The following is a 25,301-nucleotide window of genomic DNA, read 5'->3' on the forward strand; positions in this document are numbered from 1 at the left end:
CACCTGAATATAATAAAGACAACTTTAACTGCCCCTACTGTGGGGTTTATTCAGTTCAAAAGCGGGCAGAGCTTGGCTACAGTCTTCATAGCTCCCGTTACTACACAACCCGAATGTCGGTTGCATTGTGTACCCATCGCCCTGAGCCTCTTTAAGCTAATCAATATTATTGTGGAAGATAGAATTACAAAACCTAAAGAAGTTGAGGCTCTTTATGCCTCATTACCTATGGGTGCGCTGGAAGCGATAGAGAAAAGGGATAATAAATAAACCCCTTTGGTGGGCACTAGACTTTGCTGGAGGCTGGTGTTGTATGGAATTACCTGCTGTGGTTGATACCCTGGTGAAACGCTATGAGCACAACGCTTTATTGCGTGCCCTTGTCCAGTTGATCCCTTTAAGCATAGGCTCAGCGGTTGATACAGCAGTGATTACCAAGGTTCAGTCCATACGGGCTGAGCGTATGAGAGTCTTCTTTGATGAGCTAGCTAATGGGAATCAAGAGCTATCACCCGAATTGATAGATAACAATGACTTCCTGCATTGTTTCTTTGCTACTTCAGAGGTAGCCCTAAAGACACACAGGGCGGAGAAGATACGGTACTTTGCAAGGCTTTTATTGGGGGCAACTGTAGAAGGTCGGTTCTCTAGTGTAGATGAGTATGAGGAGTACCTATATATTCTTGATGAGTTATCGTATCGGGAACTATCAGTTCTGCTCCTACTTGATGAATATGAGACACGCTTTCCAATATTAGAGGGTGAAAGCGATTGTCAGACGTTTATCCGATTTTGGCCTGAATTTTCTGAGGAGCTGTCTACACGTTACTCAATACCCGATGATGAAAAGAATACATTTTTGGATCGTTTAGGGAGAAGTGGCTGTTTTGCAACCTTCGTAGGTGTTTACCTTGGCGGTGTATATGGGCAGGGCAAAACAACACCGAGATTGCAACGGATTAAAACGCTTATACTGAGGTAGCTGCATAGCATGTTCCAAGTCCAGATACACCTTCAAAGGAGTAATACATGGCATATCAAGCAACAGTCATTCCTGTGATGATAGCATCGCCCGGGGATGTTGACGCTGAACGTGAAGCTATTCGGGCAGTTATTCACGATTGGAATGACGTAAACGCCTCTGAATCAAAGGTAGTACTCAATCCCGTTGGGTGGGAAACCCATTCATCTCCAGAGCTAGGCGCGAGACCTCAAGAGTTAATCAACTCCCGATTACTGGATGATTGTGATGTGTTAATTGGTGTGTTTTGGACACGTCTAGGAACGCCCACTGGCGAGGCTCAGAGCGGGACTGTTGAGGAGATTGAACGCCATGTAGCCAAAGGCAGGCCGGTTATGATTTATTTCTCATCAAAGCCAGTAGCCCCGCAAAGTATTGATGCCACTCAGTTCGCTGAACTACAGGCGTTTAGGGAGAAATTGAAGCCACGGGGGCTTGTTGAGACGTTCGACAACCTAGAACAATTCCGCTCCAAAGTTTCCAAGCAACTTCAGCTTTGCCTGAATAACAACCCCTATCTGAAGGAGCTAACACAGCCTGTATCCAAAGCGGAGCCTATTAACGTAACCCACCCACCTTTACCTACATCTATAAATTTGACTGACGAGGCTTGTACCCTTCTCAGGGCTGCATCAAAAGAAGATTCTGGAGTAATTTTGAAGCGGTTAGATTTTAGTGGCTCCGTATTAGTGGCCGGTGTTGAAAGCTTTGGTGGAGTAAATGGGCGTGAGGCGGCTAAATGGGAAAATGCATTGAGCGAACTTCAAATTGAAGAATTAGTAGTTAACAGTGGCAATAATATCATTTTTAAGTTGACCCATAAAGGGTGGCAAGTTGCCGATGCGATAAAAGACTGAGCTTCAACTTCCAGGAAATACTACTGTATCTGCTTACCCTTCTCACAGTTGGAGAGCATACAGAGTTACTTGCCAAGTGGCACAGAGGGGTGGTACACAAGGGATAAAATTAGAGTTGAGTATCACTATGCTACTCTATGGAATTTTGCTAATAAATTTATGCGTGTAGCGTGATTGGATGTTTAACCTTTAGGGCCACGGTTCGACTCCCACCACCTCCACCAATTAACAATCCGCCATGGTGCGGATACGTTCAAAAGCCTCCGGTAAATCGGGGGCTTTTGCTTTTTGAGGGCACCTTGGCGCTGCTGTTGTTCTCTATGCAGACCGGATCGAATGGGCGCCTGCGATTGCCAAGCGGACAGACCGCGATATACTCCAACCAGCAGATACTTCGTACAGGAGTAATAAGCCATGAGCTTCATTCTTGCACTTGATCAGGGTACCACCAGTTCCCGTGCCCTGGTGTTTGACCATGACGGCAACGTCCGCGGTCTGGCCCAGAAGGAGTTCCGCCAGATTTTCCCTGAGCCTGGTCTGGTGGAGCATGATGCCGAGGAGATCTGGGCCTCCCAGCTGGGGGTGGCGGTGGAGGCGGTTGCCCGGGCCGGGCTGAGCGCCGCTGACATCGCGGCCATCGGCATCACCAACCAGCGGGAGACAACGGTGGTCTGGGATCGCCGGACCGGCAAGCCGATCCACAATGCCATTGTCTGGCAGGACCGGCGTACTGCTGCGGAGTGTGACCGTATCAAGGGGCTGGGGCTGGAAGCAACCTTTCGGGCCAAGACCGGGCTGGTGCTGGACCCCTATTTCTCCGGCACCAAGCTGGCCTGGCTGCTGGATCACCTGCCCGGGGCCAGGGCCAGGGCAGAGGCGGGGGAGCTGGCCTTCGGCACCATTGATTCATGGCTGGTCTGGAATCTGACCGGTGGTGAGCGGCATCTGACCGATGCCAGTAACGCCTCCCGCACATTGCTGTTTAATATCCATGAGGGAAACTGGGATCAGGAACTGCTGCAGCTGCTCCGGATTCCGCCTGCAATCCTGCCTGAGGTTGTTTCCTCCAGCCAGGTCTACGGTGAGACCGCTGCCCGTTTCTTTGCTGCACGGGTGCCGATCTCCGGTATTGCCGGGGACCAGCAGGCCGCGCTGTTCGGCCAGCTTTGCGACCGGCCCGGGATGGTCAAGAACACCTACGGCACCGGCTGTTTCATGCTGATGCAGACCGGTGAACATCCGGTTCTTTCTGAGCGGAACCTGCTTACCACCGTGGCCTGCCGCCTGGGGAACCGGACCGAATATGCCCTTGAAGGCAGCGTCTTTGTGGCCGGTGCAGCGGTGCAGTGGCTGCGGGACGGGCTGGGGATTATCCGCAGTGCGGAAGAGGTTGAAGCGCTGGCTGCCTCGGTGCCGGACAGCGGCGGTGTTTACCTTGTCCCGGCCTTTGCCGGGTTGGGAGCGCCCCACTGGGACCCCTACGCCCGCGGTACCCTGCTGGGCATCACCCGTGGTACTACTGCCGGTCATATTGCCCGGGCCACCCTGGAGAGTATCGCCTTCCAGACTGCTGATCTGCTGGAGGCGATGGAGTCGGATGCTGCTACCCCCTTGGCTGAACTGCGGGTGGATGGCGGTGCTACGGCCAACAATCTATTGATGCAGTTCCAGGCCGACCTGCTGGGGGTGCCGGTGGTGCGGCCCAGGGTGCGGGAAACCACCGCCCTGGGGGCGGCCTATCTGGCCGGGCTGGCAATCGGCTACTGGCAGGACCGCAAGGAATTGGGGCAGCTCTGGCAGGCGGAGAAGACCTTTACTCCTGCAGCTGATCCGGCACGGATGGCGGAGTTGCGCCATAACTGGAGCAGGGCGATTGAGCGATCAAAAGGATGGGTACAGCCATGATGCGTGCTGAACTGCTGCAACAGCTTGAAGATGGTGCGATCTGGGATATGATCGTGATCGGCGGCGGCGCCACCGGCCTTGGCACGGCAGTGGAGGCGGCCAGCCGCGGTTACCGGACCCTGCTGCTGGAACAGGGGGATTTTGCCCAGGGAACCTCCAGCCGGAGTACCAAGCTGATCCATGGCGGGGTGCGCTACCTGCAGCAGGGCAACCTGTCGCTGGTGCTGGATGCACTGCGGGAACGGGGACTGCTGATCCGCAACGCACCCCATCTGGTACACAACATGTCGTTTGTGGTGCCGCTCTACGACTGGTGGGAAGGGCCGTTTTACGGTATCGGCCTTAAAATGTACGACCTGCTGGCCGGTAAACTGGGGCTCGGTCCCTCCTGTCTGTTGTCAAAGGAGGAGACCCTGCGCCATATCCCCACCGTGGAGCCGAACGGTCTGCGGGGCGGGGTGATTTACCATGACGGCCAGTTTGACGATTCCCGTCTGGCCATCAGTCTGGCCCTGACCCTAGCTGATCTGGGCGGTGTTGCGCTCAACTATCTGGCGGTGACCAACATCATCCGTACAGACGGGCTGGTGAGCGGGGTGGCGGCGCTGGACAGGGAAACCGACCGGGAGTTCGTGATCAGGGGCAAGGTGGTCATCAACGCTGCCGGTCCGTTCATCGACACGGTGCGGCGGATGGTTGATCCCACCCTCAAGGAGCTGATCACCCCCAGCCAGGGAGTGCATCTGGTACTGGACGGCTCGTTTCTGAGCGGTGACAGCGCAATCATGGTGCCCCACACCGATGATGGCCGGGTGCTGTTTGCGGTCCCCTGGCATGGCCGGACCATTGTCGGTACCACCGATACCCCGATTCCGGCGGCCAGCCTGGAACCACGTCCGCTGCAGGAAGAGATCGATTTCCTGCTTACCCATGCAGGACGTTATCTGAATCGGCATCCTGAACGCTCTGACGTGCTGAGCATCTTTGCCGGTGTCCGGCCACTGGTCCGTGCCGATGCAGGCAGCGACACCGCTTCGCTCTCCCGCGATCACACCCTGCTGGTTGAAAGCAGCGGTCTGGTGACCATTGCCGGTGGCAAGTGGACTACCTACCGCAAGATGGGAGAGGATACGGTGACTGCTGCCGCCCAGATCGCCGGGCTGGAGGAACGGCGGTCGCATACCGCCGAGCTGCGAATTCACGGCTGGCAGGAAGGGGTGGCTGCTGATCATCCTCTACAGGTCTACGGCAGTGATGCCGCGCTGCTGGAACAGCTGCTGGCGGAGAACCCGGCCTGGCGGGAACCGCTGCACCCGGCATTGCCCTACTGTGCAGGGGAGGTGGTTTGGGGGACACGCTACGAGCAGGCGCGGACGGTGGAGGATGTTCTGGCGCGCCGCACCAGGGCGTTGCTGCTGGATGCCCGCGCCAGTATCAGCATGGCGCCGCAGGTTGCGGCGCTGATGGCGTGCGAGCTGGGGCATGATCAGGCCTGGCAGGAAGCGCAGGTGGCGGCATTTACGGAGCTTGCCAGCGGGTACCTGTTGGCGTGAGGCAGGATGCTGAAAGAGAAGGATAGCCAGATGACGAGAGAGAGTGATGCATCGATCAAATACTGTCCGCAGTGCGGCAGCCAAGCGCTGACGTGGCCGTCGCCCAAACATTTTACCTGTGCGGACTGCGGCTTTGTACTGTACCTGAATATTGCCGCAGCGGTGGCAGTGATTATTGAATGCCAAGGTAAGATACTGCTTGGGGTAAGACGCTATGAACCGAAGAAAGGCATGCTTGATCTGCCAGGCGGGTTCGTTGATCCGGCGGAAACTGCTGAACAGGCGGTTTGCCGCGAGTTGAAGGAAGAACTTGCAATTGAATTATACGATGAACTGCGCTACCTGTTTTCCTTCCCGAACAAATACCGCTATCGCGGCATTGAATATGACACGTTGGATCTGATCTATCTGGTACGGCTGAATAAATTTCCGCAGTTTACAGCCGGTGATGATCTGGCAGAGGCGCTGTGGGTAGACCGCAACGCTCTGGATTATCAGAAAATAGGTTTTGATTCACTGCGTCAGGCCTTGCGGCGTTACCTTGAAGTATCACCGGTACCTGAAAAATAGCCCTTCGTCATTTGGCTATTTTCTGCGCTCCAGCCATGTATCTGCTTGATAGGACGGGGACAGGCCTGTAAGTGCTGAAGTTGATTTTAGCATGATACAATCTGTTAGAAATTGCAGTGACTATCCTCTGAGCTACAGGCTCTAATTCCTGCCACAAACCAAACATAACGATTATCGCTCCCACTAAAACAATCGGTTCCATTTTTTTACTCCTTCTTGATTATTGTTTAATTATTTTGAGTTGTTACAGGCTTCGGTACACGCCGATGACTTTGCCAACTATGCTTAGTTCGCCGTCTTCCGGACGGATAATGATTGGTTCCATAGCAGAATTTGCCGGTTGCAGGCGTATATGGTCCTGCTCGCGGTAGAACCATTTAAGCGTAACCTCGCCATCGATCATGGCGACCACGGTGTCCTTGTTGCCGGCGGTCTGCTGCGGTCGTATCATTGCAAGATCGCCATCGAATATGCCCGCGTTGATCATTGAATCGCCCCTAACCCGCAAAAAGAAGCAGCCATCCCCTTTTACCGCCATCGGATCTACAGAGAAGTGCCCTTGAATATCTTCAATAGCAGGGCTGAGGTGTCCTGCACGTACAACCCCAACGACCGGCAGAGAGACAGAGCGGTTCACTGGTCGTACTAAAGAGATCCCCCGGTTCACGCTTTCCCGCTTGATGTAGCCCTTACGTTCCAGCGCCCCCAAGTGTTTCATGACCGGCAGTGTGCCGGAGACATTCAGGTGTCTGGCTATCTCGCGCTGGCTGGGCGGAAAGCCGTTGTCGTCCGTGTAGGAAGTAATGAACTGCAGCACCTGTTTCTGGCGCTGGGTCAGTTCATTTTGGTTTTTGCCTGCATAGGTAGTCATATGACTACCATATATGATTTTGAACAAGTGTCAATAGGAAAAATGACGTGAAGCGTTTGGCAAGGTGCTGAAATTGTTGTGGGCAATTGGTTTTGCAGGGGATGGGGCAGGAGACTTGGTCTGTTGCTTCTAAACATAAGATAAGCCTCTGATGTTCAGGGGCTTTTTCTGTTTATGTCGGCTGGACAATCCCCGGATGCTGTGGTACAGGAGATGCATGAAACAGGTCGCTATTTTTGCAAAAGTACATGATCCCCGCTGTCAGGGGGTAGCCAGTGAACTGGTTACCTGGCTTGAAGAGCGCAGATGTCAGCCGTTGGTTGATACCCATCTGGCACGCCATGTTGGCTATGCCAGGGGCTTGACGGAAAAGCAGATCCGTGACCGGGCTGAGCTGGTGGTGGTACTGGGGGGTGATGGCACCCTGATCTCGGTTGCCCGTCTGTTCAGCAGCCGTCAGGTGCCGATTGTGGGGGTCAACCTGGGCAGCCTTGGCTTTCTGACCGAGATAACGGTTGAACAGCTGTATCCGGTGCTTGAGCAGTGTCTGGCCGACAGCCATCGCATTACTGAACGGATGATGCTTGATGTGAGCGTGACCAGGGGTGATCAGGAAATCTCTCGCTGTCAGGTATTGAATGATGCGGTGATCAACAAGGGGGCGCTGGCCCGGATCATTGAGCTTGAGGCCAGGGTCAACGATGATTTTCTGACTACCTTCAAGGCTGATGGCCTGATCATATCCACCCCCACCGGTTCCACCGGCTATTCCCTTTCTGCTGGTGGCCCGATTGTGCAGCCGTTGATGAAGTGCGTGCTGATTACCCCGATCTGTCCCCATACCCTTACCAACCGGCCAATTGTGCTTTCCTACCAGTCAATAATCAGGATTACGGTCAAATCATCCTTTGATGAGATGGTCTACCTGACCCTGGATGGGCAGGTGGGGGTGGAACTGCAGGAAGGTGACTGTATCCAGGTCAGCCGCGCAGATACAACCACCGCTCTGGTGACCTCGCCTGAGAAAGACTATTTTGCCATCCTGCGTGCCAAATTGAAGTGGGGGGAGCGTTAGCCCCCCATGCTTACCGAACTGTCCATCCGCAATGTTGCCATTATTGACCAGCTGCAGCTTTCCTTTAAGGCAGGCCTGAACATCCTGAGCGGTGAGACCGGCGCTGGCAAGTCGATTATTATCGATGCCCTGACCCTGGTCTGTGGCGGTCGTGCAGCAACCGACCTGATCCGTTCCGGTGAAGATGAGGCAACCGTCGAGGCTCTGTTTGATCTCGGTTCACTGCCATTGCTGCAGTCTCAGTTGCAGGAGTCGGGCATTGAGGTGGCTGATGAGTTGTTGGTGAAACGTTGTCTTTCCCGTAACGGCAAAAACCGGGTCTATATCAACGGTTCGCTGGCAACCCTGGCGCAGTTGACCGGGCTTGGACGGCAACTGGTCACCATCCACGGCCAGCATGAATCCCAGGGGCTGCTGCGGCCTGAGTATCATCTGGTGCTGTTGGATGCCTTTGCCAATACCACAGGGCTGAGACAGCAGGTTGCTGTTGCATTTGAACAGTGGAAACAGATTACAGAGCGTCTGGCGCATTTTGATGAGCAGGAGCGGGATACCGCCAGAAGGATTGACCTGCTGGCCTATCAGGTGGAAGAGATCAGTGCAGCAGAACTGAAGGCTGGTGAAGAGGAAGAGCTTGAGGAACAACAGCGGCTGCTGGCCAATGCAGAACGGCTGGCCTGCACCACCGGCTCTGCCTATGAGGCGCTCTACGGCGGTGATCAGGCCTTGCTGGGGGAGCTGAAGCGGGTAACCGCTGCCATGGCTGAGGCAGCAAAGATTGATATAGCACTTGCCCCTCTGCACAGCATGCTGGATGAGGGCTACCTGCAGCTTGAGGATGCGGCCCTGCAACTGCGGGACTATGCTGCACGGATTGAGGCAGAGCCGGAGCAGTTGAAGCAGGTTGATGATCGCCTGGATCTGCTGACCCGTCTGAAACGCAAATACGCACCAACCGTGGAAGAGGTGATTGCACTGGGGGCCACCCTTGCAGCAGAGCTTGAAGAGCTGCAGGGGCGGAGCAGATCCCGTGATGAGCTGCAGCAGGAGCTGGCTGATCAGCGCACGACCCTTGAAAAACTGGGGGCGGAACTGAGTAAAAAACGCCGTGCTGCCGCTGTTGAGCTTGAAAAGCAGCTTGCCGCAGAGACCCGTCAGCTTGCCATGCCCCATGCCGTGATGCAGGTGGCGTTTGAACCGCTTGCTGAGCCGCGGGGCAGCGGTTTTGAAAAGGTAGAGTTTCTGTTTTCACCCAACCCTGGTGAACCGCCCCGTCCTCTGGGTAAAGTGGCGTCCGGTGGTGAGCTTTCCCGTCTGATGCTGGCCTTTAAACAGGTACTGCCTGAAGGTGAAGCGCCAACTATGGTGTTTGATGAGGTGGATACCGGGGTGGGTGGGGCAGTTGCCGGTGTGGTGGGGCGCAAGCTGCGGAACCTGGCAACCGGTCAACAGGTCTTCTGCGTGACCCATCTACCCCAGGTGGCTGCCTGGGCCATGCAGCATATCCGGGTTGAAAAGCTTGTTGAGAACGGTAGAACAACCACCATAGTGCATGAACTGGATCAGGACGGCCAGATACAGGAAATCGCCCGGATGCTGGCAGGTGAGCAGATTACCGAGGCTGCCAGAGACCATGCCCGTGAACTGATCGCGCAGGCCGCAACCGTATCGTAACAATTTTTTACCGCTACATACTTGACAGTGGATCGCAACCTATGCTTTTATCCCTTCCATGAACTCCTTCTATCGCTTTGCATCTTTTTTCGGGTTTTTTTGGTACGGCTTTTATTTTACGCCGTCTGCCCGGGCAAGGGTGTACGCGGTTTAGGAGCAAAAAACCGATTACACATCCAAAAGCCGGGGCAGACGGAACAAGTCTCCCCGGCTTTTTTCGTTTAACGCGGTAGAAACGATACAAGGCCGGGGGACTCCTCCAGGCCTTTTGCTTTTGGGAAAAAGGAGCGAGAGATGATCATCGTCATGAAGGCAGGCGCAGGCAAGAAAGACAGGGATGAAGTGGTGAAACGGATCAAGGAACTGGGGTACAAACCCCACATTATTCACGGCACCACCAGAGACGTGATTGGCGCCATTGGGGACGAACGGGGCAAGCTGGTCTTGCACTCGCTTGAGAACATGCATGGCGTTGAAAGCGTTGTGCCGATCCTGCAGCCGTACAAACTGGCCTCCAGCGAGGTAAAGCATGAGCCCAGCCAGGTGAAGGTGGGCGACAGTGTGGTGATCGGTGGTGATAAGGTGGTAGTGATGGCTGGTCCCTGCTCGGTGGAGAGTGAGGAGCAGATTATTGAAAGTGCAAGGTTGGTAAAAGCGGCGGGAGCCACCATGCTGCGCGGTGGCGCCTTCAAGCCCCGTACTTCGCCCTATTCATTCCAGGGGCTGGAAGAAGAGGGGCTGAAGATGCTGGCCAAGGCCCGTGAGCTGACCGGTCTGCCGTTTGTAACCGAGGTGATCAACCCGGAAACGGTGGATCTGGTGGCTGACTATGCCGACATGCTGCAGATCGGCGCCCGCAACTCCCAGAACTTCGCCCTGTTAAAGAAGGTTGGCCAGTGCGGCAAACCGATCCTGCTCAAGCGTGGTATGGCTATGACTATTCAGGAATTTTTGATGAGCGCTGAATACATCATGAGTGAGGGGAACCAGGGGGTGATCCTGTGTGAACGGGGGATTCGTACCTTTGAGACTGCTACCCGTAACACGCTGGATCTTTCAGCCATTCCGGTCCTGAAGATGAAGACCCACCTGCCGATCGTAATTGATCCATCCCACGGAACCGGCAACTATCACTATGTAGCGCCAATGTGCTATGCCGCTGTGGCAGCCGGTGCGGATGCCCTGATTGTGGAGGTACACCCTGATCCTGAGCGGGCCTCCAGCGACGGCCCGCAATCACTGAAGCCAAAGAAGTTTGCTGCTATGATGGAAAAGCTGCGGCTGTTTGCCGAGGCGGATGGACGTAGTCTGTAGATCTGCTGTTACGGTAAAGGCTGCTCAGGAATCTGGCAGCCTTTACCGTAGCTAGCCATGGGCATCCGGGTCATCCGGGAACTGGGCACCCAGCTGGCGGATGGCATCAATACTGTCCAGGAAAACCTCCATCAGCTCTGGGTCAAAAAAGGTCCCGGCATCTTTTTTCAGAGTTTCGAGAACCTCGTCCTGATCCCATGCCTCTTTGTAACAGCGCCGGTTTGAGAGGGCGTCATAGACATCAGCAATGGACACAATCCGTCCAAAGAGTGGTATCTCTTCCCCTTTTTTTCCCCGTGCTGTGCCATCTTCCTTTTCATAGCCAGGTAGTGGTTTTAGGGTGGCCAGGCTGATATGGCCGGGGTAGCCGTTGCCATCCCAGCGTTCATGGTGATTCAGGGCAACAGCAGCAGCAGATTCGTCAAACTCTGAGTACAGGTCAGGAAATAGCCGGGCGCCATAGACGGTATGCAGTTTCATGACATCATACTCTTCCGGGGTAAATTTACCCGGCTTCTTCAGGATATTGTCCGAGATAGCCACCTTACCGACATCATGCAGCATGGCTGCCATCCGCAGGATATCCCGGGTCCGGTCAATCTCATCCTGCTCCAGCCCCCTTTTGGCTGCCCAGCCTTCATAGAGTGCCACCGAATAGGCAGCCACCCGATTGACGTGGGGGCCGGTCTCTTTCGGATCCCGCAGCTCTGCCATCCGGTTCATCCGCAGGATGATTTCGCGGGTCATCTTGGCCCGTTCAATGGCGTTGGCTGCAGTAACGGCAAAGTAGCTGATGCCACTCTCGTCATTAACGTCAAAAGCGCCAACCGCACCGTTTGATTCCTTGGCGTTGATCAGTTGCAGCACTCCAACGGTCTCGCCCCGCATGCTGGTCAGCGGCAGTACCAGTTGCGAGATGGTACGATAGCCGGTCAGGTCGTCAAAGGAGTTGTTAAAGGAGTAGGGCAGGTTAGGGTCAAGCTGGTAGACGTCCGGGATGTTAAGCTGATTGCCGGTGGCTGCCACGTAGCCAGCAATGGAGGTGTTGTCCACTTTGATGATGATGTTGCTGTAAACCGATTTCCGGTGTGCAGCCAGTTGGGTGTTGATGGTGTCATTTTGTGAATAACGGGCTGCAAGCCAGTTGCCGTCTTTGATGTAAATGGTACCTGCATCGCAGTTGGTAAAACGGCGTGCTTCAGACAAGATCTTTTCCAGCAGGAAGTCAATATCCTTGATCTGGGAAATATCCAGTCCAAAATCAAGAAGTTGTTGTAATGTCTCATTTTGATTTTTCATTGCGCCCCCCGCAGATCTGACTGTTGCCTAGCATTGTAACTGAAGAAGAGGGATTGGCAAGGTTCAATTCAGGATAAATTTTGATTGCTGCAGCGGCCAGGATGCACTACCATAGATCACTTTTTGGGGAGGTCTTCGCGTATGTCCCGCCTTTTTGTTCTGTTTTTGCTCGTCATTACATTCGCTTTTACTTCTATCTGTAGCGCAGAACAACGCAATGACCCCCGCGAACAGGCCATGTCTGATAGCCTTGATCTCTGGCGAGAGGGACGTTTTGAGCTGCTATACGACAGCCTTTCCCACAGAAGTGGCATGACCAGAGAACGATTTGTCCAGAACATGAAAGACGCAGAGATCAAGCCGGTTTGTTGTTTTAATAAACTGACTGCTTTTCGTCTGATCAGTGAAAAACGGACAACAGCCAAGGTTTTTGCAAAACTGGGGATGGAAGGCAGCCCTGGCATTGATGAAAGCCAGAGCCGTGAGTTTACTCTGGATCATGAAGAAGGACGCTGGAAGGTGCGGCTGGCTGACATCAAGGGCCTGGCTGGCCTGAAGAAGAAAAAATCCCACGTTACCCGCGTGAAGAAATATTACCATTAGATAACTTCCACACAGAATCGAGAACCTATCCATGTCAGACGCAACCACATCATTATCCGTTACACCTCTCAACCAACAGCACCGCGCTCTGGGTGCCCTGATGGCCCCCTTTGGCGGCTGGGATATGCCGATCCAGTATGAAGGGATTATTGCTGAACATCGCTGGTGTCGTGAGCAGGCAGCCCTGTTTGATATCTGTCACATGGGGGAGTTTACCTTCAAAGGTGATATCGTTGCAGCCGGGCTTGAGGATCTGTTTACCTTTTCCATTACCGCCATCCCGGTTGGTCGCTCCAAGTATGGTTTTCTGCTGAACGAGCAGGGCGGGATCATTGATGACCTGATTGTGTTCCGTATGGCAGAAGATGAAGTCATGATTGTGGTTAATGCCGCAACCGCCCCCAATGATTTCAAGGTGATTCAATCACGCCTGAAGGGTGGCCAGTTCAACGATATTACCGCTGCCACTGCCAAGCTTGACCTGCAGGGCCCCCGTTCCCGCGAGGTACTGGTTGATCTGCTGGGTGGTTGGGTGGCTGAAATCCCTTATTTCAAATTTGTACAGCAGACCGTGCTGGGGGTGCCTGCCATTGTCAGCCGCACCGGCTACACCGGTGAGCTGGGCTACGAGATCTTCCTGCCGGCTGAAAAGGTGGGCGAGCTGTGGGAGAAACTGCTGGCGGATGAGCGGGTCAAGCCTGCCGGTCTGGGGGCACGGGACGTGCTGCGCCTGGAAGTGGGCTACTCACTCTATGGCAGTGATATTGATGAGGCGACCACACCGCTGGAGGCTGATCTGGCTGCCTTTGTCAAGCTGGATAAGCAGTTTGTAGGCAAAGAGGCGCTGCTGAAGCAAAAGGAGCAGGCCCTGAAGCGGGTCAAGGTAGCCTTTAAGGTTACCTCACGGCGTACTCCTCGCCACGGTTTTGGGATCTTTGATGGAGAAAAGCAGATCGGTGAAGTGACCAGCGGTGTCTTCTCACCGATGCTGGGTTGCGGTATCGGTCTGGGCTATGTTGAGCCCGGCTATGCAACACTCGGCACCAGCCTGACCATCAAGCAGGATCGGGCGGTGATGGAGGCTGCAGTCTGTACCGTGCCGTTCTTTACGGAAGGATCAGTACGGGGCTAAAACTGTTTAAGCGAAAGGAGTTGTGTATGAAACGTACCATTATTGCTGTACTGGGAGCCATGTTGCTGGTGCCAGCAGGTGCATTTGCTGCTGACAGTATCCGTGAAGGGTATTGGGAGGTTACCTCACAGACCGAGATGCCCGGTATGCCGATGAAAATTCCTGCATCAACCATCAAACACTGCTACACCAAAGAGGATGTTAAAGACCAGAAGAAGGTGATTGCACGGGACAAGAACTGTACTATGACCGACTACAAGGTGGTCAGCAATAAGGTGACCTGGGCCATGAAATGTACGGGCCAGAGTGCCGGTACCTTTAACGGTGAAACCATCTTCAGTTCTGATGCCTACAGTTCAACCATGAAGATGAAGTCTCAGGGCCAGAATATGACGGTAAAGGTAAAGGGAAAACGGATTGGTGAGTGCCCTAAAAAGTAGGTTGTTTAAGCTGTAATTCTATATATCCATTAGAGGAGGAACAGATGTCAGAAATCTATTTTACCAAAGAGCATGAGTGGGTCAAAGTGAGTGGTACCAGCGCAGTGTGCGGCATCAGTGATCATGCTGCCCATGAACTGGGTGACATTACCTTTGTTGAGCTGCCTGCGGTTGGCAAGCAGGTTAAGCAGTTTGATGTGCTGGCTGCCATTGAATCAGTCAAGGCTGCCAGTGACATCTATGCCCCGGTTTCCGGTAAGGTGGTCAAGGTAAACAGTGAGCTGGAAGATGCACCGGAAAAGGTGAATGAGTCGGCAGAGGAAGCGGCCTGGATGGCAGAGCTTGAGTTGAGTGATGCTGCTGAGCTGGCAAACCTGATGACCAAGGCCCAATACGACGAATACCTGAAAAGCCTGTAGGGAGATGATATGAACACCAGTCACTATTGCCCCCATACTCCTGAAGAGATTCAGGAGATGTTGGCTGCCATCGGCGTATCCAGCGTTGAGGAACTGTTTGCTCCGATTCCGGCTGCACTGCGCTGCAGCACCTTTAACCTGCCTGTTGGCATGTCAGAATTTGAGACCTATGCCAAACTGCAGGCCGTTGCTGCTGATAACAGTCAAAACCTGTCCCTGTTCATCGGGGGCGGATTCTATGACCATATCATCCCGGCAGCGGTTGATCATCTCTCCGGTCGGGCCGAGTTCTACACCGCCTATACTCCCTACCAACCGGAATGCTCCCAGGGTACCCTGCAGGCACTGTTTGAATACCAGACCGCCATCTGTCGTCTGACCGGGCTGGATGTCAGTAACGCCTCGCTCTACGATGGTGCCACCGGCCTGGCTGAGGCCGCTTTGATGGCCATGCGGGCCACAAACCGGACCAAGGTGGTGGTTGATGGCTGTGTCTCTCCCATCGCACGTAAGGTGCTGGCAACCTATCTTTCCAATCAGGATGCAGAGCTGGTGGAGTTGCCACCTCTGGATGGTCTCCTGAACCGTGAAGAACTGGCAAAACAGCTTGATGCCAACACCGCTGCAGTACTTGTGCAGTATCCCAACGTGTTTGGTGCTGTGGAAGATTTCTCCGGCCTGGCTGATCAGGCCCATGCTGCTGGTGCCCTGCTGGTAACCGCGGTCTATCCGGTTGCCCTGGGAATCTTGAAGTCACCGGGCGATCTGGGTGCTGACATTGCCGTGGGTGATGGCCAGTCACTGGGCAATCCGCTCTCCTTTGGTGGTCCCTCCTTTGGCTTCATTGCTGCCAAGAAGTCACATATCCGTAATATGCCGGGCCGGATCGTGGGTGAGACCGTTGACAAGAACGGTAAGCGTGGTTTTGTGCTGACCCTGCAGGCCCGTGAACAACATATCAAGCGTCATAAAGCCACCTCCAACATCTGCAGTAACCAGTCACTCTGCGCCCTGCGCGGTCTGATCTTCCTGGCTGCTATTGGTAAGCAGGGGTTGGCTGATCTGGCCCGTCTGAACCGGGACAAGGCTGAGTATGCCAAGGCCCGTCTGGCAGAACTGCCTGGCGTGGCGGTGCTGCAAACCGCTCCAACCTTTAACGAGTTCACCATCAGCCTGCCAAAACCGGCGGAAGCTGTGGTGGCTGCCCTGTTGGATAAAGGGATTGCTGCCGGTATGCCGCTGGGCCAGTTTTATGTTGGTTCAGAAAACATGCTGGTGGTGACGGTAACCGAGAAACGCAGTAAAAAAGAGATTGATCAGCTGGTGAAGGCGCTGGAGGTGGCACTATGCAACTGATTTATGAAAAATCCGTCTCTGGTCGCCGTGGTGTGATGCTGCCGGTTTCTGATGTCCCTGCAGCCACTGACCTGCCGCAAAACCTGCTGCGCTCAGAAACAGCCGGGTTGCCTGAGATGTCAGAGCTGGATATGGTGCGTCACTTCACCAACCTGTCCCGCCGCAACTTCTCGGTGGATACCAACTTCTATCCCCTGGGTTCCTGCACCATGAAGTACAACGCCAAGGTGCTGGAAAACGCATCCAACCTGTTTGCTCCGCTGCATCCCTTAACCGCCTTCCTGCCCGGTGGGGCAGAGCTGTGCCAGGGGGCCTTGGGAATGCTGTATGACCTGGGCCAGATGCTGGCTGACATCACCGGCATGGATGAAGTCACCACCCAGCCGCTGGCAGGCGCCCATGGCGAGATGACCGGTATGCTGCTGGTTGCGGCCTACCACAAGGCCAAGGGCAACAAGAAGAAATACGTGGTGGTGCCTGACTCATCCCATGGCACCAACCCAGCCTCGGCAGCCATGGTGGGCTATGAGATCATCACGATCCCTACGGCTCCCTATGGTGACATGGACCTGGAGCTGTTCAAGCAGGCCATGAGTGGTGAAGTGGCAGCGGTCATGATGACCTGCCCCAACACCCTGGGCCTGTTCAACCCGCACATCAAGGAAATCGCTGATATTGCCCACAGTCATGATGCCTTGATGTACTACGATGGCGCCAACCTGAACGCCATCATGGGCAAAGTACGGCCCGGCGATGTGGGCTTTGACGTGGTACACGTCAACCTGCACAAGACCTTTGGTACCCCCCACGGTGGCGGTGGTCCCGGTTCCGGTCCGGTAGGGGTCAAGAAAAGCCTGATTCCGTTCCTGCCGATGCCCCGCATTATCCATGACGAGGTCAGCGGCAAGCTGCAGATCCAGACCGATAATCCCTTGAGCATTGGCCGTACCGCCAATTTCTTTGGTAACTTCGGGGTAATGGTCAAGGCCTACACCTACATGATCATGCTGGGACGTGAAGGCCTGATTCAGGTTTCTGAGCAGGCGGTGCTGAATGCCAACTACATGAAGGAAAAACTGAAGGACTGGTTTGATCTGCCCTACACACAGACCTGCATGCATGAGGTGGTCTTCTCTGCCTCAAAACAGCTGGCCCAGGGTGTCCATGCCATTGATATTGCCAAGTTCCTGATCGACAAAGGCTATCATCCACCCACGGTCTACTTCCCGCTGATCGTGAAAGAGGCGATCATGATCGAGCCGACCGAGACCGAGAGCAAGGCCACCATGGATGCCTTTATCGAGGTGATGATCGAAGCTGCCAAGCAGGCAGAGGCTGATCCTGATTCCTTTGCCGCCATGCCGGTTACCATGCCGGTCACCCGGCTGGATGAGACCAGGGCGGCCCGTAGCCAGACCGTCTGCTGTCTGGGGTAGCAGGTTGGTGATGTCTCAAACGAAAAGGCCGACCGGGATTGTTTCCGGTCGGCTCTTTTTTGTCTGAAAAATGCCTGTTCATGTCCACGAAGGACACGAAGTTTCACGAAGATTTAAAATGATACAGGAAATAAAGGTGTTACCCAAATGCTGATTACCGGTTTGCTTTAAGCAATCAGTTTTTCTTTGTGTTACTTCGTGTTCTTCGTGGATGGTTGTTTTTTCTAAGACTATACCTGGTTAAATTCTTTGCGATCCTTGCATTCTTTCGCGGCCAATTGCTTGATTCAGGTTTTTACGGCCTGGTTGCAATAAAGATTGCCCGCAGTGGTGCCGGGTGTCCTTCAATGGTCTTTGACCCATCATCAGGATCAAGATAATCCGCCAGTGACTCAAAACGCATCCACTCTGTTGCATGCTGTTCCCCATGGCTGGTACGGTTGGTGTTGACGCAGGCAATCTCTGTAAAACCGCAGCGCTGCAACCACAGGGTCATCGCAGCAACCGACGGCAAAAACCAGACATTGCGCATCTTGGCGTACCGTCCCGGCGGCATAAAGATCGTACCCTGATCCCCTTCAACAATCAGCGTCTCCAGGATCAACTGCCCCCCCGGACGAAGGCAGCCCTTCAACTCAAGCAGATGGTCAAGGGGGGAGCGGCGATGATAGAGCACCCCCATGGAGAAAACGCTGTCAAAGCAGGCCATGTTGGCAGGCAGATCTTCAACACCGATTGGGATGACATGGTGCCGGGGATCCTGCAGGTAACGTTGTATGACCTGAAACTGCATCACCGAAACCAGAAACGGCTCAATACCAAGCACAAAATCAGCGCCAACGCCGCGCATCCGCCAGCCATGATAACCGTTGCCGCAGCCCACATCCAGAACCCTGCGTCCGGCCAGCGGTTGGATGTGGGGCAGAAGACGTTCCCACTTCCAGTCAGATCGCCACTCGGTATCGATCTCAACCCCGAAGAAGCTGTAGGGGCCTTTACGCCAGGGGTGAAAGGCCTGCAGTTTGTTGATCAGCTCTTTACTGCTGATCCGGCTAAGATCACTGCTGGAGCCGATGGTAACAGAGTCCAGCAGATCAACGCAGGATGGCTGTAGCTCCGGCAACGCTTCCAGGGCGCTGAGCCACTCCGGCATATCACCGTAACGTTCAAGCAACTGCTGCTTTGACAGGATGGTTTGCAGCTGGTCAGCCCATTGTTCCTGCCCCATGGCCGCAAGTTGCGGATAGAGTGAATCGTAGCATTTCATTTTATTGCGACCAGAGAAACAAAATTGAAGCACTGCAGCCAGAGCTCAGAACAGGAAAATCCGGCTGCCTTCAACCGTTTGTGATGAACAGCCAGGGTTTCAGGAATCATCACGTTCTCCAGTGCTGACCGCTTCTGGCTGATCTCCAGATCACTGTAGCCGTTGGCCCGTTTAAAGTCGTGATGCAGCCCTACATGAAAGTTCTGCCGCTCCGGCTCGCTGAATGCAATCTTCTCCGAGAGGATCAGGATACCGCCCGGATTAAGTCCGCCGTAGATCCGTTGCATCAGTGCCAGTCGTTGTGGTGGTGGGATGAACTGCAGGGTGAAGTTAAGCACCACGACTGAGGCGTTCTCAATGGTTACATCCTGGATATCGCTACAGATTATTGTCACTGGAATGGACGCCACGGTATCAAGGGCCAGCAGCTCACGGGCGCGTTCAAGCATTGCCGGAGAGTTATCCACCGCAATAATGTCACAGTCCGGCGTACTGATCCGTTGGCGCATGGCCAGGCTTGCCGCCCCAAGTGAACAGCCGAGATCATAGCAATGGCTTCCGGCCTGGGCATATTTCGCAGCAAGGATGCCGATATTGGATATAATCATGCCGTAGCCCGGCACTGAGCGCTGTATCATGTCGGGAAACACCGCGACAACCCGCTCATCAAATTGAAAATCGATTATTTCCTGGAGGGGGGCCGCATAGAGGGCATCGGTTTTTCTGGTCACAGTTTCTGCTTTCTTTCCGTAATTGGTTTCTACCGTTTTTAGCCGTGTACGGTTTGTATCATCGTAACGGTGGCGGAAGCAGACCAAATCATCTCCATATTTTTCAACCAGAGTCTTGGTCTCTTTTGTGCCCGGTTTCAACTACAGCCGCGTGATCAATAATCACCTCAAATATGGCGGAGGCGTGGGCTGTTATGGTATACATTCGGCTCCTGGATTCTTCAAATACAATTTCTGTATTCCGCTGAATTTGTAACAGACACAAGGATTGGACAGTATCGATGCACAGACAAGCTGAACCTGGTGTAATCTGGCGGGTCATTGATACCGGTCCCTGCTGCGGCAGGGAGAACATGGCGATTGATGAGGCGCTTTTTCGTTGTTTTGATCCAGCGGTATCCCAACCGGTGCTGCGGTTGTATGGCTGGCAGCCGCCTGCGTTGTCGCTGGGGCGGTTTCAGAAGGCTGGGGATGATCTGGGTCTGACCCGCTGCAGGGCTGATAACCTGACGATTGTGCGCAGGATTACCGGTGGCGGGGCGATCTGGCATGCCGATGAACTGACCTACAGCCTGGTCTGTTCACCAGCGCAGATCCCGCCTGCTGCTTCCGTAAAAGAGTCCTTCCGGGTGCTGACCTCGTTTCTGTTGAGCTTTTACCGTACCTTGGGCTTGCAGGCTGACTACGCCGTTGATCTGGCCCCGGCAGGCAGCAGGCTGGGGCAGCGCACGCCGCTCTGTTTTGCCGGCAAGGAAAGCTACGATATCATGCTGCATGGCCGCAAGATCGGTGGTAATGCCCAGCGCCGTTCGCGGGAGATCATCTTTCAGCATGGCTCGATACCACTGCAGAACCGGGTAGAGCAGGGGCTGCAGTACCTGAAGATCAGGCCGCAGGGGCTTGAACAGGCTACCACCTGTCTGGCTGATGAGGGGATTGCGGTGGGGTATGATCAACTGAAACAGGCTCTGCAGCAGCAGTTTGCAGGGCAGTTGGGTGCAACGCTACAATCAGGAGGACTGACAGAGCAGGAGCGTGATTTGTCAGAGAAATTGATGCAAGAAAAATATCGAACGGATCATTGGAATCTGGAAGGTGAAGAACCATGAAAATTCAACGCAAGCCGGAATGGCTGCGCAAAAAGGTACCGCAGGGAGAGCAGGCTGCCATGCGGGGCCTGCTGTCGGAACTGAAACTGAACACGGTCTGCCAGCAGGCGCTCTGTCCCAATATATCCGAGTGTTTTGGCTGCGGCCAAGCCACTTTTCTGATTTTGGGCAGGGACTGCACCCGCCAGTGCAGCTTCTGTAATGTGGATAAGGCGCCCAGCCCCCAGGCACCGGATGCTGATGAACCGCGTCGCCTGGCAGAGGCGGTGCTGCGTCTGAAGCTCTCCCATGTGGTCATAACCAGCCCCACCCGTGATGACCTTGTCGATGGCGGTGCTGCCCATTATGCAGCAACGGTGGCTGCGGTGCGGGAGCTATCACCAGCTACGGCAATAGAGCTGCTGGTGCCTGATTTTGGCGGTGATCATATCTGTCTGGCAACGGTGCTGGCTGCGCAACCAGCCATTCTGGCCCATAATCTGGAGACCGTGCCCCGCCTGTATGAAGTGCGTAAAGGGGCTGATTATCAGCGTTCGCTTGACCTGCTGCAGCAGGCAGCGCTGGGTGCGCCATCCATCCCCACTAAATCAGGCATCATGCTTGGCCTGGGGGAAGAGCTGGATGAGGTGCGGGCGACCATGCAGGATCTGCGCAAGGTGGGCTGTAGCTACTTAAGCCTTGGCCAGTATCTGGCCCCCAGCAAACGGCATCAGCCGGTGGTGGCCTATATTCCGCCCCAGCAGTTTGATCAGCTGCGGGATGAGGCGCTGGCACTGGGATTCAGGCATGTGGAGAGCGGTCCCTATGTACGCAGCTCATATCATGCTGCAGATTATCAGTAGTGTGACAACTCAGTTGTATGAGTAGATTAGTCAATCAGACCGCCATCATCGGTGCCGGGGCGCTGGGTGCAACCTATGGCAGCCTGCTTTATGCCATGGATCCGGCATCAGTCTGCCTGATTGCATCGGATGAACGCTATAACCGGTTGCAGCAGGATGGCGTCACGGTCAATGGCATTACCTCTCGCATCACGGTGCTGCGCCCGGAAGAGGCAACCCCTGTTGATCTTCTGATCGTGGCGGTCAAGTATCATCACCTTGATCAGGCCATAGCTGAGATAAAACAGGCTGTTGGACCTGCCACCATCATCCTCTCGGTGATGAATGGCATTGACAGCGAAGAACGCATCGGTGCGGTCTATGGCATGGACAAACTTCTCTATGGCCTGACCCTGGGGATTGATGCGGTCAGGGAACACAACGCTGTAACCTACAGTAATCTGGGACGTGTGCTTTTCGGAGAAAGGCAGAACAGCACACTGACTGATCGGGTCAAACAGGTTCGTGATCTTTTTACCAGGGCTGCAATAGCCCATGAGATCCCGCTGGATATGCTGCGCAGCCTCTGGTTCAAGTATATGATCAACGTGGGGGTAAATCAGGTCTCTGCTGTGATGGGCCTGACCTACGGCGCTATCCGTGCCTCAAGCGAGGCAAAGCAACTGATGGATGCAGCCATGGGTGAGGTGATCAGCCTTGCCCAAGCCATGCAGATAGATCTTGCTGAACAGGATATTGCGGCATGGTACAAGGTTCTTGAAACCCTGGGGGATGCCAGCAAGACCTCTATGCTGCAGGATGTGGAGGCTGGCCGCAAGACCGAGGTGGAGATGCTGGCAGGAACCGCCATCGCTCTGGGCAGGCAGCACGGTATCCCAACTCCGGTGAATCAACGGCTCTTTGATGAGCTACAGCGGATTGAGGCGGGCTACCTGAAGCATTCCCCGATGATGTAAAGCGGTCTGATTGAGAGGGACGCTTACGGATTACAGTTGTTTGAATACTATGGCTACATTTTTGCGCGAAAGGATATCCCATGGCTAAAAGGAAATCTGCCGGTGGTGGTATTGCGATTGTAGGACTTATCATTATAGCTTTACTGGCAAAATACTGGTATTTAGTCGTTGCTGGTGGCGTCGTTGTCTTGGCGGCTTGGGGCATTGCAAAAATAATCCAAAATCAGTCAACGCCTAAAACATCTGTGAAAAGGTCTGAAGCCAGAAACGAGATCGTCTCAGGGAAAGTGATTGAGACTCCTAGACAAAATGCTAAATGTGCATTTTGTAATACCGTCGGTTTGCATCCGATTCTTAAAATTACTGAAAAAACAATTGATTGCAAGTGCTTCGCCTGCGGTAAAAACTTCTTTGTATTTAAAACAGATAGTAATCAAATCAATACAAACACCCTGTCTGTCATGGTACCAGACATTTCAAGGTATGAACCAATTCAAAGAAATTCTGTAACTACTGAAAACCAGCCATCCCCTAAAACGCCAGAGCCCCCTCCTGAAACGAAAAATTTAACAGTTCCTACCGTATTTACAGAGGCACCTAAACAAAATACAAAATGTGCATTTTGTAATGCCGTCGGCTTGCATCAGATTCTTAAAATCACTGAAAAAACAATCGATTGCAAGTGCTTTGTCTGCGGCAAAAACTTCTTTATCTTCAAAACAGATAGTGGTCGAATCTTCACCGATTCTCCAGATCCAAGTCGTACCGTTTCTTCTGAGACAATTTGGGTGCCTTATGGAAGAACGTTTCAACATGCAGGATATACTATTCCCGGTGGACTCATTTACTTGGGTACTGGTTTGAAATCGATTCAGGGGTGGGGCGAAGAGCCAGCTCTGATTGACCCCACTCTCGCTGTTGACAGTACCCATCCTGACAGGGAAGGCTTGAATATGAGTTATTGGCCTTCTTATTCACAGATTTCACCGGCATCACGTGCTGGTTTTCTTGAATGGCTTTCCAGTGGACGGAAAGATCCAAAAATCTGTATTGGTTATGTATTTATCTATTTCTATGGTCTGGAAAGACGCGCCTTGGCTGATGCTAAAGAGTCCGTTGCTGCGCGTAATGATCTGCCTGTAATTATGGAGGAAGTGAAACGTCTTCTGTCCATATACGGGGGCAATAATTCTTTTAAGGGGTATGCCAGCAGGTTTATGGATCTCTTGCAGGTCTTACAAACTTCCGTGCCACTCTATCGTGCCTCCCCGCAGATTGAGTATGTTCCCTGGGAGATCCCATTGACCCTCAAGGTTGCTCTTGGCCAAATAGCACGTGACGGCATCCCCCTGCCAGCTGAATGGGCACTGGCATGGGCGGCGAATGATCCGTCAATGCCTCGCAGAATGCCGCTCCAACGTTGTCCTGAGGAATTCGGTGAGCTGTTTAAAATACGCTATGTTAATACATTCGGCGAAGGTCTTAAGCTGAAAGTGAACAAGACTCTCATCAAGGCTGGTTATCGTCCGGCAAGCTCTTCTTTTGGCGGCTATGTTGAGACTTCAGTGTCAGACCTCCCGGACATTACTCGTCTTACCGGCCCATCTTCAAAAATAAGTGACATTGTAACCATCTGCACTGACGAACTTGAAGGGTACAGCCGCTATCTTGGTAGGAATCCTGATGGTAGAAGTTCGATAGAAGCAACCTCATATCTCCCCCACCAGCTTTTAAATAAATATGCAGGCAAAGAATTTCAAAATCTTTACCGTTGGCTGGCTAGAACATTTTTTTTGGATGCTCCTTTGCCAGTATCCTTCTCCACTCTACTGGAGCAGATACCATCAATCAAGCCGGATGGCTTCGGCAAGAAAGAGGCAACAGCCGTTGCCAGTCTGCTTGGCAAGATGAATATTGGCATCGAGCCGGACCCTCGTTTTGTCAATTTTATCCCGAAACCAGAACAGCAGGTTGTTCTCTTTAGGATCAGCGATAATGCTCCAAATTCGTCCTCAGCAGAATACTCTGCTGCAACCGTGGTGTTACATCTCGCTTCTGCTGTAGCTGCTGCAGATGGAACGGTGGATGTAAATGAAGAACGCCATCTTCTGGAACATCTTGAATCGTGGCTTCATTTGTCCGCTGATGAAAAATCACGGTTACAGGCACATACCCAGTGGCTTCTGTCGTCTTTTCCCGGCATGAATGGCGTCAAAAAACGGATTGAGCTGCTTAAACAGGATCAGCGGGAGTCGCTAGGGCGATTCCTTGTCGGTGTTGCACAGTCTGACGGTTACATTGATCCGGCTGAACTGAAAATGCTTACGAAGATTTATGAACTGCTTGGATTGGATACCCAGAGTCTCTATAGCCATGCCCATGCCGCCGCCGTTGGGCCGGTCACCGTTCAGGCCGCTGATTTTACAAAGCCACAAGGATATGTCATCCCGTCGCCACCGCAAAAAACAGTTGAGGGAATCTCTTTGGATATGGACAGCATCAGGGCAAAACTTGCGGAAACTGTCGCCGTTTCTGACATGCTAAAAAATATTTTTACTGAAGAGAGTTTGACGCAGCCACCGGCGACTGCTTCTAAGTCGATTGTTTCAGATGTTACCATTGCCGGGCTTGATACTGAATCATTTGCATTCATGCAGGTGCTGGCTTCTAAGTTGGTTTGGGCGCGAGATGAGTTGGAAAAGCTGGCTGCTGACTACAACCTGATGTTGGATGGTACTCTTGATAGTATCAATGATGCTTCTTTTGACCATTTTGGCGGACCGTTTTTTGAAGGTGACGACCCCATTGAAATTGATCCTGAGATGGTGAATAGATTGGAAGGTGTTGGGGCTGTCTAATGTCTTGAATACA

At 53.5% G+C, this 25,301-nt stretch carries 22 protein-coding genes; 18 read left to right on the forward strand and 4 right to left on the reverse strand.

From position 1 onward, the window contains the following. Window positions 1-313: 313 nt before the first annotated feature. The 5 genes from B5D39_RS03670 to B5D39_RS03690 all read left to right on the forward strand — a co-directional run bounded on the left by B5D39_RS03670 (window position 314) and on the right by B5D39_RS03690 (window position 5,906). The gene (locus B5D39_RS03670; RefSeq protein ID WP_078789044.1) at window positions 314-982 is read left to right on the forward strand and encodes a hypothetical protein; all 669 of its coding nucleotides are present in this window, start codon (window positions 314-316) and stop codon (window positions 980-982) included. Window positions 983-1,029: 47 nt separating this feature from the next. After that, window positions 1,030-1,878 (forward strand): hypothetical protein, encoded by an 849-nt coding sequence (locus tag B5D39_RS03675; RefSeq protein ID WP_078789045.1) that lies wholly within the window; start codon window positions 1,030-1,032, stop codon window positions 1,876-1,878. A gap of 414 nt (window positions 1,879-2,292) precedes the next feature. Then, complete coding sequence (glpK, locus tag B5D39_RS03680) at window positions 2,293-3,783, forward strand: glycerol kinase GlpK (protein ID WP_078789046.1); 1,491 nt, start codon at window positions 2,293-2,295, stop codon at window positions 3,781-3,783. Then, window positions 3,780-5,336 (forward strand): glycerol-3-phosphate dehydrogenase/oxidase, encoded by a 1,557-nt coding sequence (locus tag B5D39_RS03685; protein WP_078789047.1) that lies wholly within the window; start codon window positions 3,780-3,782, stop codon window positions 5,334-5,336. The genes glpK and B5D39_RS03685 overlap by 4 nt, the downstream gene beginning before the upstream one ends. Before the next feature lie 30 nt (window positions 5,337-5,366). Then, window positions 5,367-5,906: an NUDIX hydrolase gene (locus tag B5D39_RS03690; RefSeq protein WP_078789157.1), complete on the forward strand. Its 540-nt coding sequence runs from the start codon at window positions 5,367-5,369 to the stop codon at window positions 5,904-5,906. Between the two features lie 244 nt (window positions 5,907-6,150). Here B5D39_RS03690 and lexA read toward each other — a convergent pair whose 3' ends face one another. Beyond that, window positions 6,151-6,777 carry a transcriptional repressor LexA gene (lexA, locus tag B5D39_RS03700; protein WP_078789049.1) on the reverse strand — a complete coding sequence of 209 codons (627 nt, stop codon included), beginning with the start codon at window positions 6,775-6,777 and terminating at the stop codon, window positions 6,151-6,153. Window positions 6,778-6,994: 217 nt separating this feature from the next. Between lexA and B5D39_RS03705 the strand changes: the two genes are divergently transcribed. The 3 genes from B5D39_RS03705 to aroF all read left to right on the forward strand — a co-directional run bounded on the left by B5D39_RS03705 (window position 6,995) and on the right by aroF (window position 10,840). Next, window positions 6,995-7,852, forward strand: a complete 858-nt coding sequence (locus B5D39_RS03705) for an NAD(+)/NADH kinase (protein ID WP_078789050.1) — start codon at window positions 6,995-6,997, stop codon at window positions 7,850-7,852. Between the two features lie 6 nt (window positions 7,853-7,858). After that, entirely contained in the window at window positions 7,859-9,526 is a 1,668-nt protein-coding gene (gene recN, locus B5D39_RS03710) for a DNA repair protein RecN (RefSeq protein WP_078789051.1), read from the forward strand. 294 nt (window positions 9,527-9,820) lie between these two features. Beyond that, complete coding sequence (aroF, locus tag B5D39_RS03715; protein WP_078789052.1) at window positions 9,821-10,840, forward strand: 3-deoxy-7-phosphoheptulonate synthase; 1,020 nt, start codon at window positions 9,821-9,823, stop codon at window positions 10,838-10,840. A 51-nt stretch (window positions 10,841-10,891) separates the two neighbouring features. On the opposite strand, the gene B5D39_RS03720 is transcribed toward aroF, so the two are convergent. Then, window positions 10,892-12,139 carry a GAF and HD-GYP domain-containing protein gene (locus B5D39_RS03720; protein ID WP_078789053.1) on the reverse strand — a complete coding sequence of 416 codons (1,248 nt, stop codon included), beginning with the start codon at window positions 12,137-12,139 and terminating at the stop codon, window positions 10,892-10,894. Window positions 12,140-12,280: 141 nt separating this feature from the next. Between B5D39_RS03720 and B5D39_RS03725 the strand changes: the two genes are divergently transcribed. Genes B5D39_RS03725 through gcvPB form a run of 6 tightly spaced genes read left to right on the forward strand, consistent with a single transcriptional unit; the run spans window position 12,281 to window position 17,525 of the window. After that, window positions 12,281-12,742, forward strand: a complete 462-nt coding sequence (locus B5D39_RS03725; RefSeq protein ID WP_078789054.1) for a hypothetical protein — start codon at window positions 12,281-12,283, stop codon at window positions 12,740-12,742. Window positions 12,743-12,773: 31 nt separating this feature from the next. Further along, a complete protein-coding gene (gene gcvT / locus B5D39_RS03730) occupies window positions 12,774-13,874 on the forward strand; it encodes a glycine cleavage system aminomethyltransferase GcvT (protein WP_078789055.1) in 1,101 nt (366 codons plus the stop codon). Window positions 13,875-13,900: 26 nt separating this feature from the next. Then, the gene (locus tag B5D39_RS03735; RefSeq protein WP_078789056.1) at window positions 13,901-14,314 is read left to right on the forward strand and encodes a DUF3617 domain-containing protein; all 414 of its coding nucleotides are present in this window, start codon (window positions 13,901-13,903) and stop codon (window positions 14,312-14,314) included. 44 nt (window positions 14,315-14,358) lie between these two features. Further along, window positions 14,359-14,733 (forward strand): glycine cleavage system protein GcvH, encoded by a 375-nt coding sequence (gene gcvH, locus B5D39_RS03740; RefSeq protein ID WP_078789057.1) that lies wholly within the window; start codon window positions 14,359-14,361, stop codon window positions 14,731-14,733. Window positions 14,734-14,742: 9 nt separating this feature from the next. Continuing rightward, entirely contained in the window at window positions 14,743-16,089 is a 1,347-nt protein-coding gene (gene gcvPA / locus B5D39_RS03745; protein ID WP_078789058.1) for an aminomethyl-transferring glycine dehydrogenase subunit GcvPA, read from the forward strand. Beyond that, entirely contained in the window at window positions 16,080-17,525 is a 1,446-nt protein-coding gene (gene gcvPB, locus B5D39_RS03750; protein WP_078789059.1) for an aminomethyl-transferring glycine dehydrogenase subunit GcvPB, read from the forward strand. Before gcvPA ends, gcvPB begins: the two co-directional genes overlap by 10 nt. 295 nt (window positions 17,526-17,820) lie before the next feature. Here gcvPB and cmoB read toward each other — a convergent pair whose 3' ends face one another. Beyond that, window positions 17,821-18,792: a tRNA 5-methoxyuridine(34)/uridine 5-oxyacetic acid(34) synthase CmoB gene (gene cmoB / locus B5D39_RS03755; protein WP_078789060.1), complete on the reverse strand. Its 972-nt coding sequence runs from the start codon at window positions 18,790-18,792 to the stop codon at window positions 17,821-17,823. Continuing rightward, window positions 18,789-19,523, reverse strand: coding sequence for a carboxy-S-adenosyl-L-methionine synthase CmoA (gene cmoA, locus B5D39_RS03760; RefSeq protein WP_078789158.1), 735 nt, complete (start codon window positions 19,521-19,523; stop codon window positions 18,789-18,791). Before cmoA ends, cmoB begins: the two co-directional genes overlap by 4 nt. A 281-nt stretch (window positions 19,524-19,804) precedes the next feature. Here cmoA and B5D39_RS03765 point away from each other — a divergent pair, with 281 nt between their 5' ends. From B5D39_RS03765 to B5D39_RS03780, 4 genes are all read left to right on the forward strand, one after another. Continuing rightward, window positions 19,805-20,632: a lipoate--protein ligase family protein gene (locus B5D39_RS03765; protein WP_078789061.1), complete on the forward strand. Its 828-nt coding sequence runs from the start codon at window positions 19,805-19,807 to the stop codon at window positions 20,630-20,632. Next, window positions 20,629-21,474: a lipoyl synthase gene (gene lipA / locus B5D39_RS03770; protein WP_078789062.1), complete on the forward strand. Its 846-nt coding sequence runs from the start codon at window positions 20,629-20,631 to the stop codon at window positions 21,472-21,474. The genes B5D39_RS03765 and lipA overlap by 4 nt, the downstream gene beginning before the upstream one ends. A 17-nt stretch (window positions 21,475-21,491) precedes the next feature. Next, window positions 21,492-22,430: a ketopantoate reductase family protein gene (locus B5D39_RS03775; RefSeq protein ID WP_078789063.1), complete on the forward strand. Its 939-nt coding sequence runs from the start codon at window positions 21,492-21,494 to the stop codon at window positions 22,428-22,430. An 80-nt stretch (window positions 22,431-22,510) separates the two neighbouring features. Next, the gene (locus B5D39_RS03780; RefSeq protein WP_078789064.1) at window positions 22,511-25,288 is read left to right on the forward strand and encodes a tellurite resistance TerB family protein; all 2,778 of its coding nucleotides are present in this window, start codon (window positions 22,511-22,513) and stop codon (window positions 25,286-25,288) included. The last annotated feature ends 13 nt before the right edge of the window (window positions 25,289-25,301 follow it).

Origin of the sequence: Trichlorobacter thiogenes (assembly GCF_900167465.1) — a bacterium.
GTDB lineage: Bacteria > Desulfobacterota > Desulfuromonadia > Geobacterales > Pseudopelobacteraceae > Trichlorobacter > Trichlorobacter thiogenes.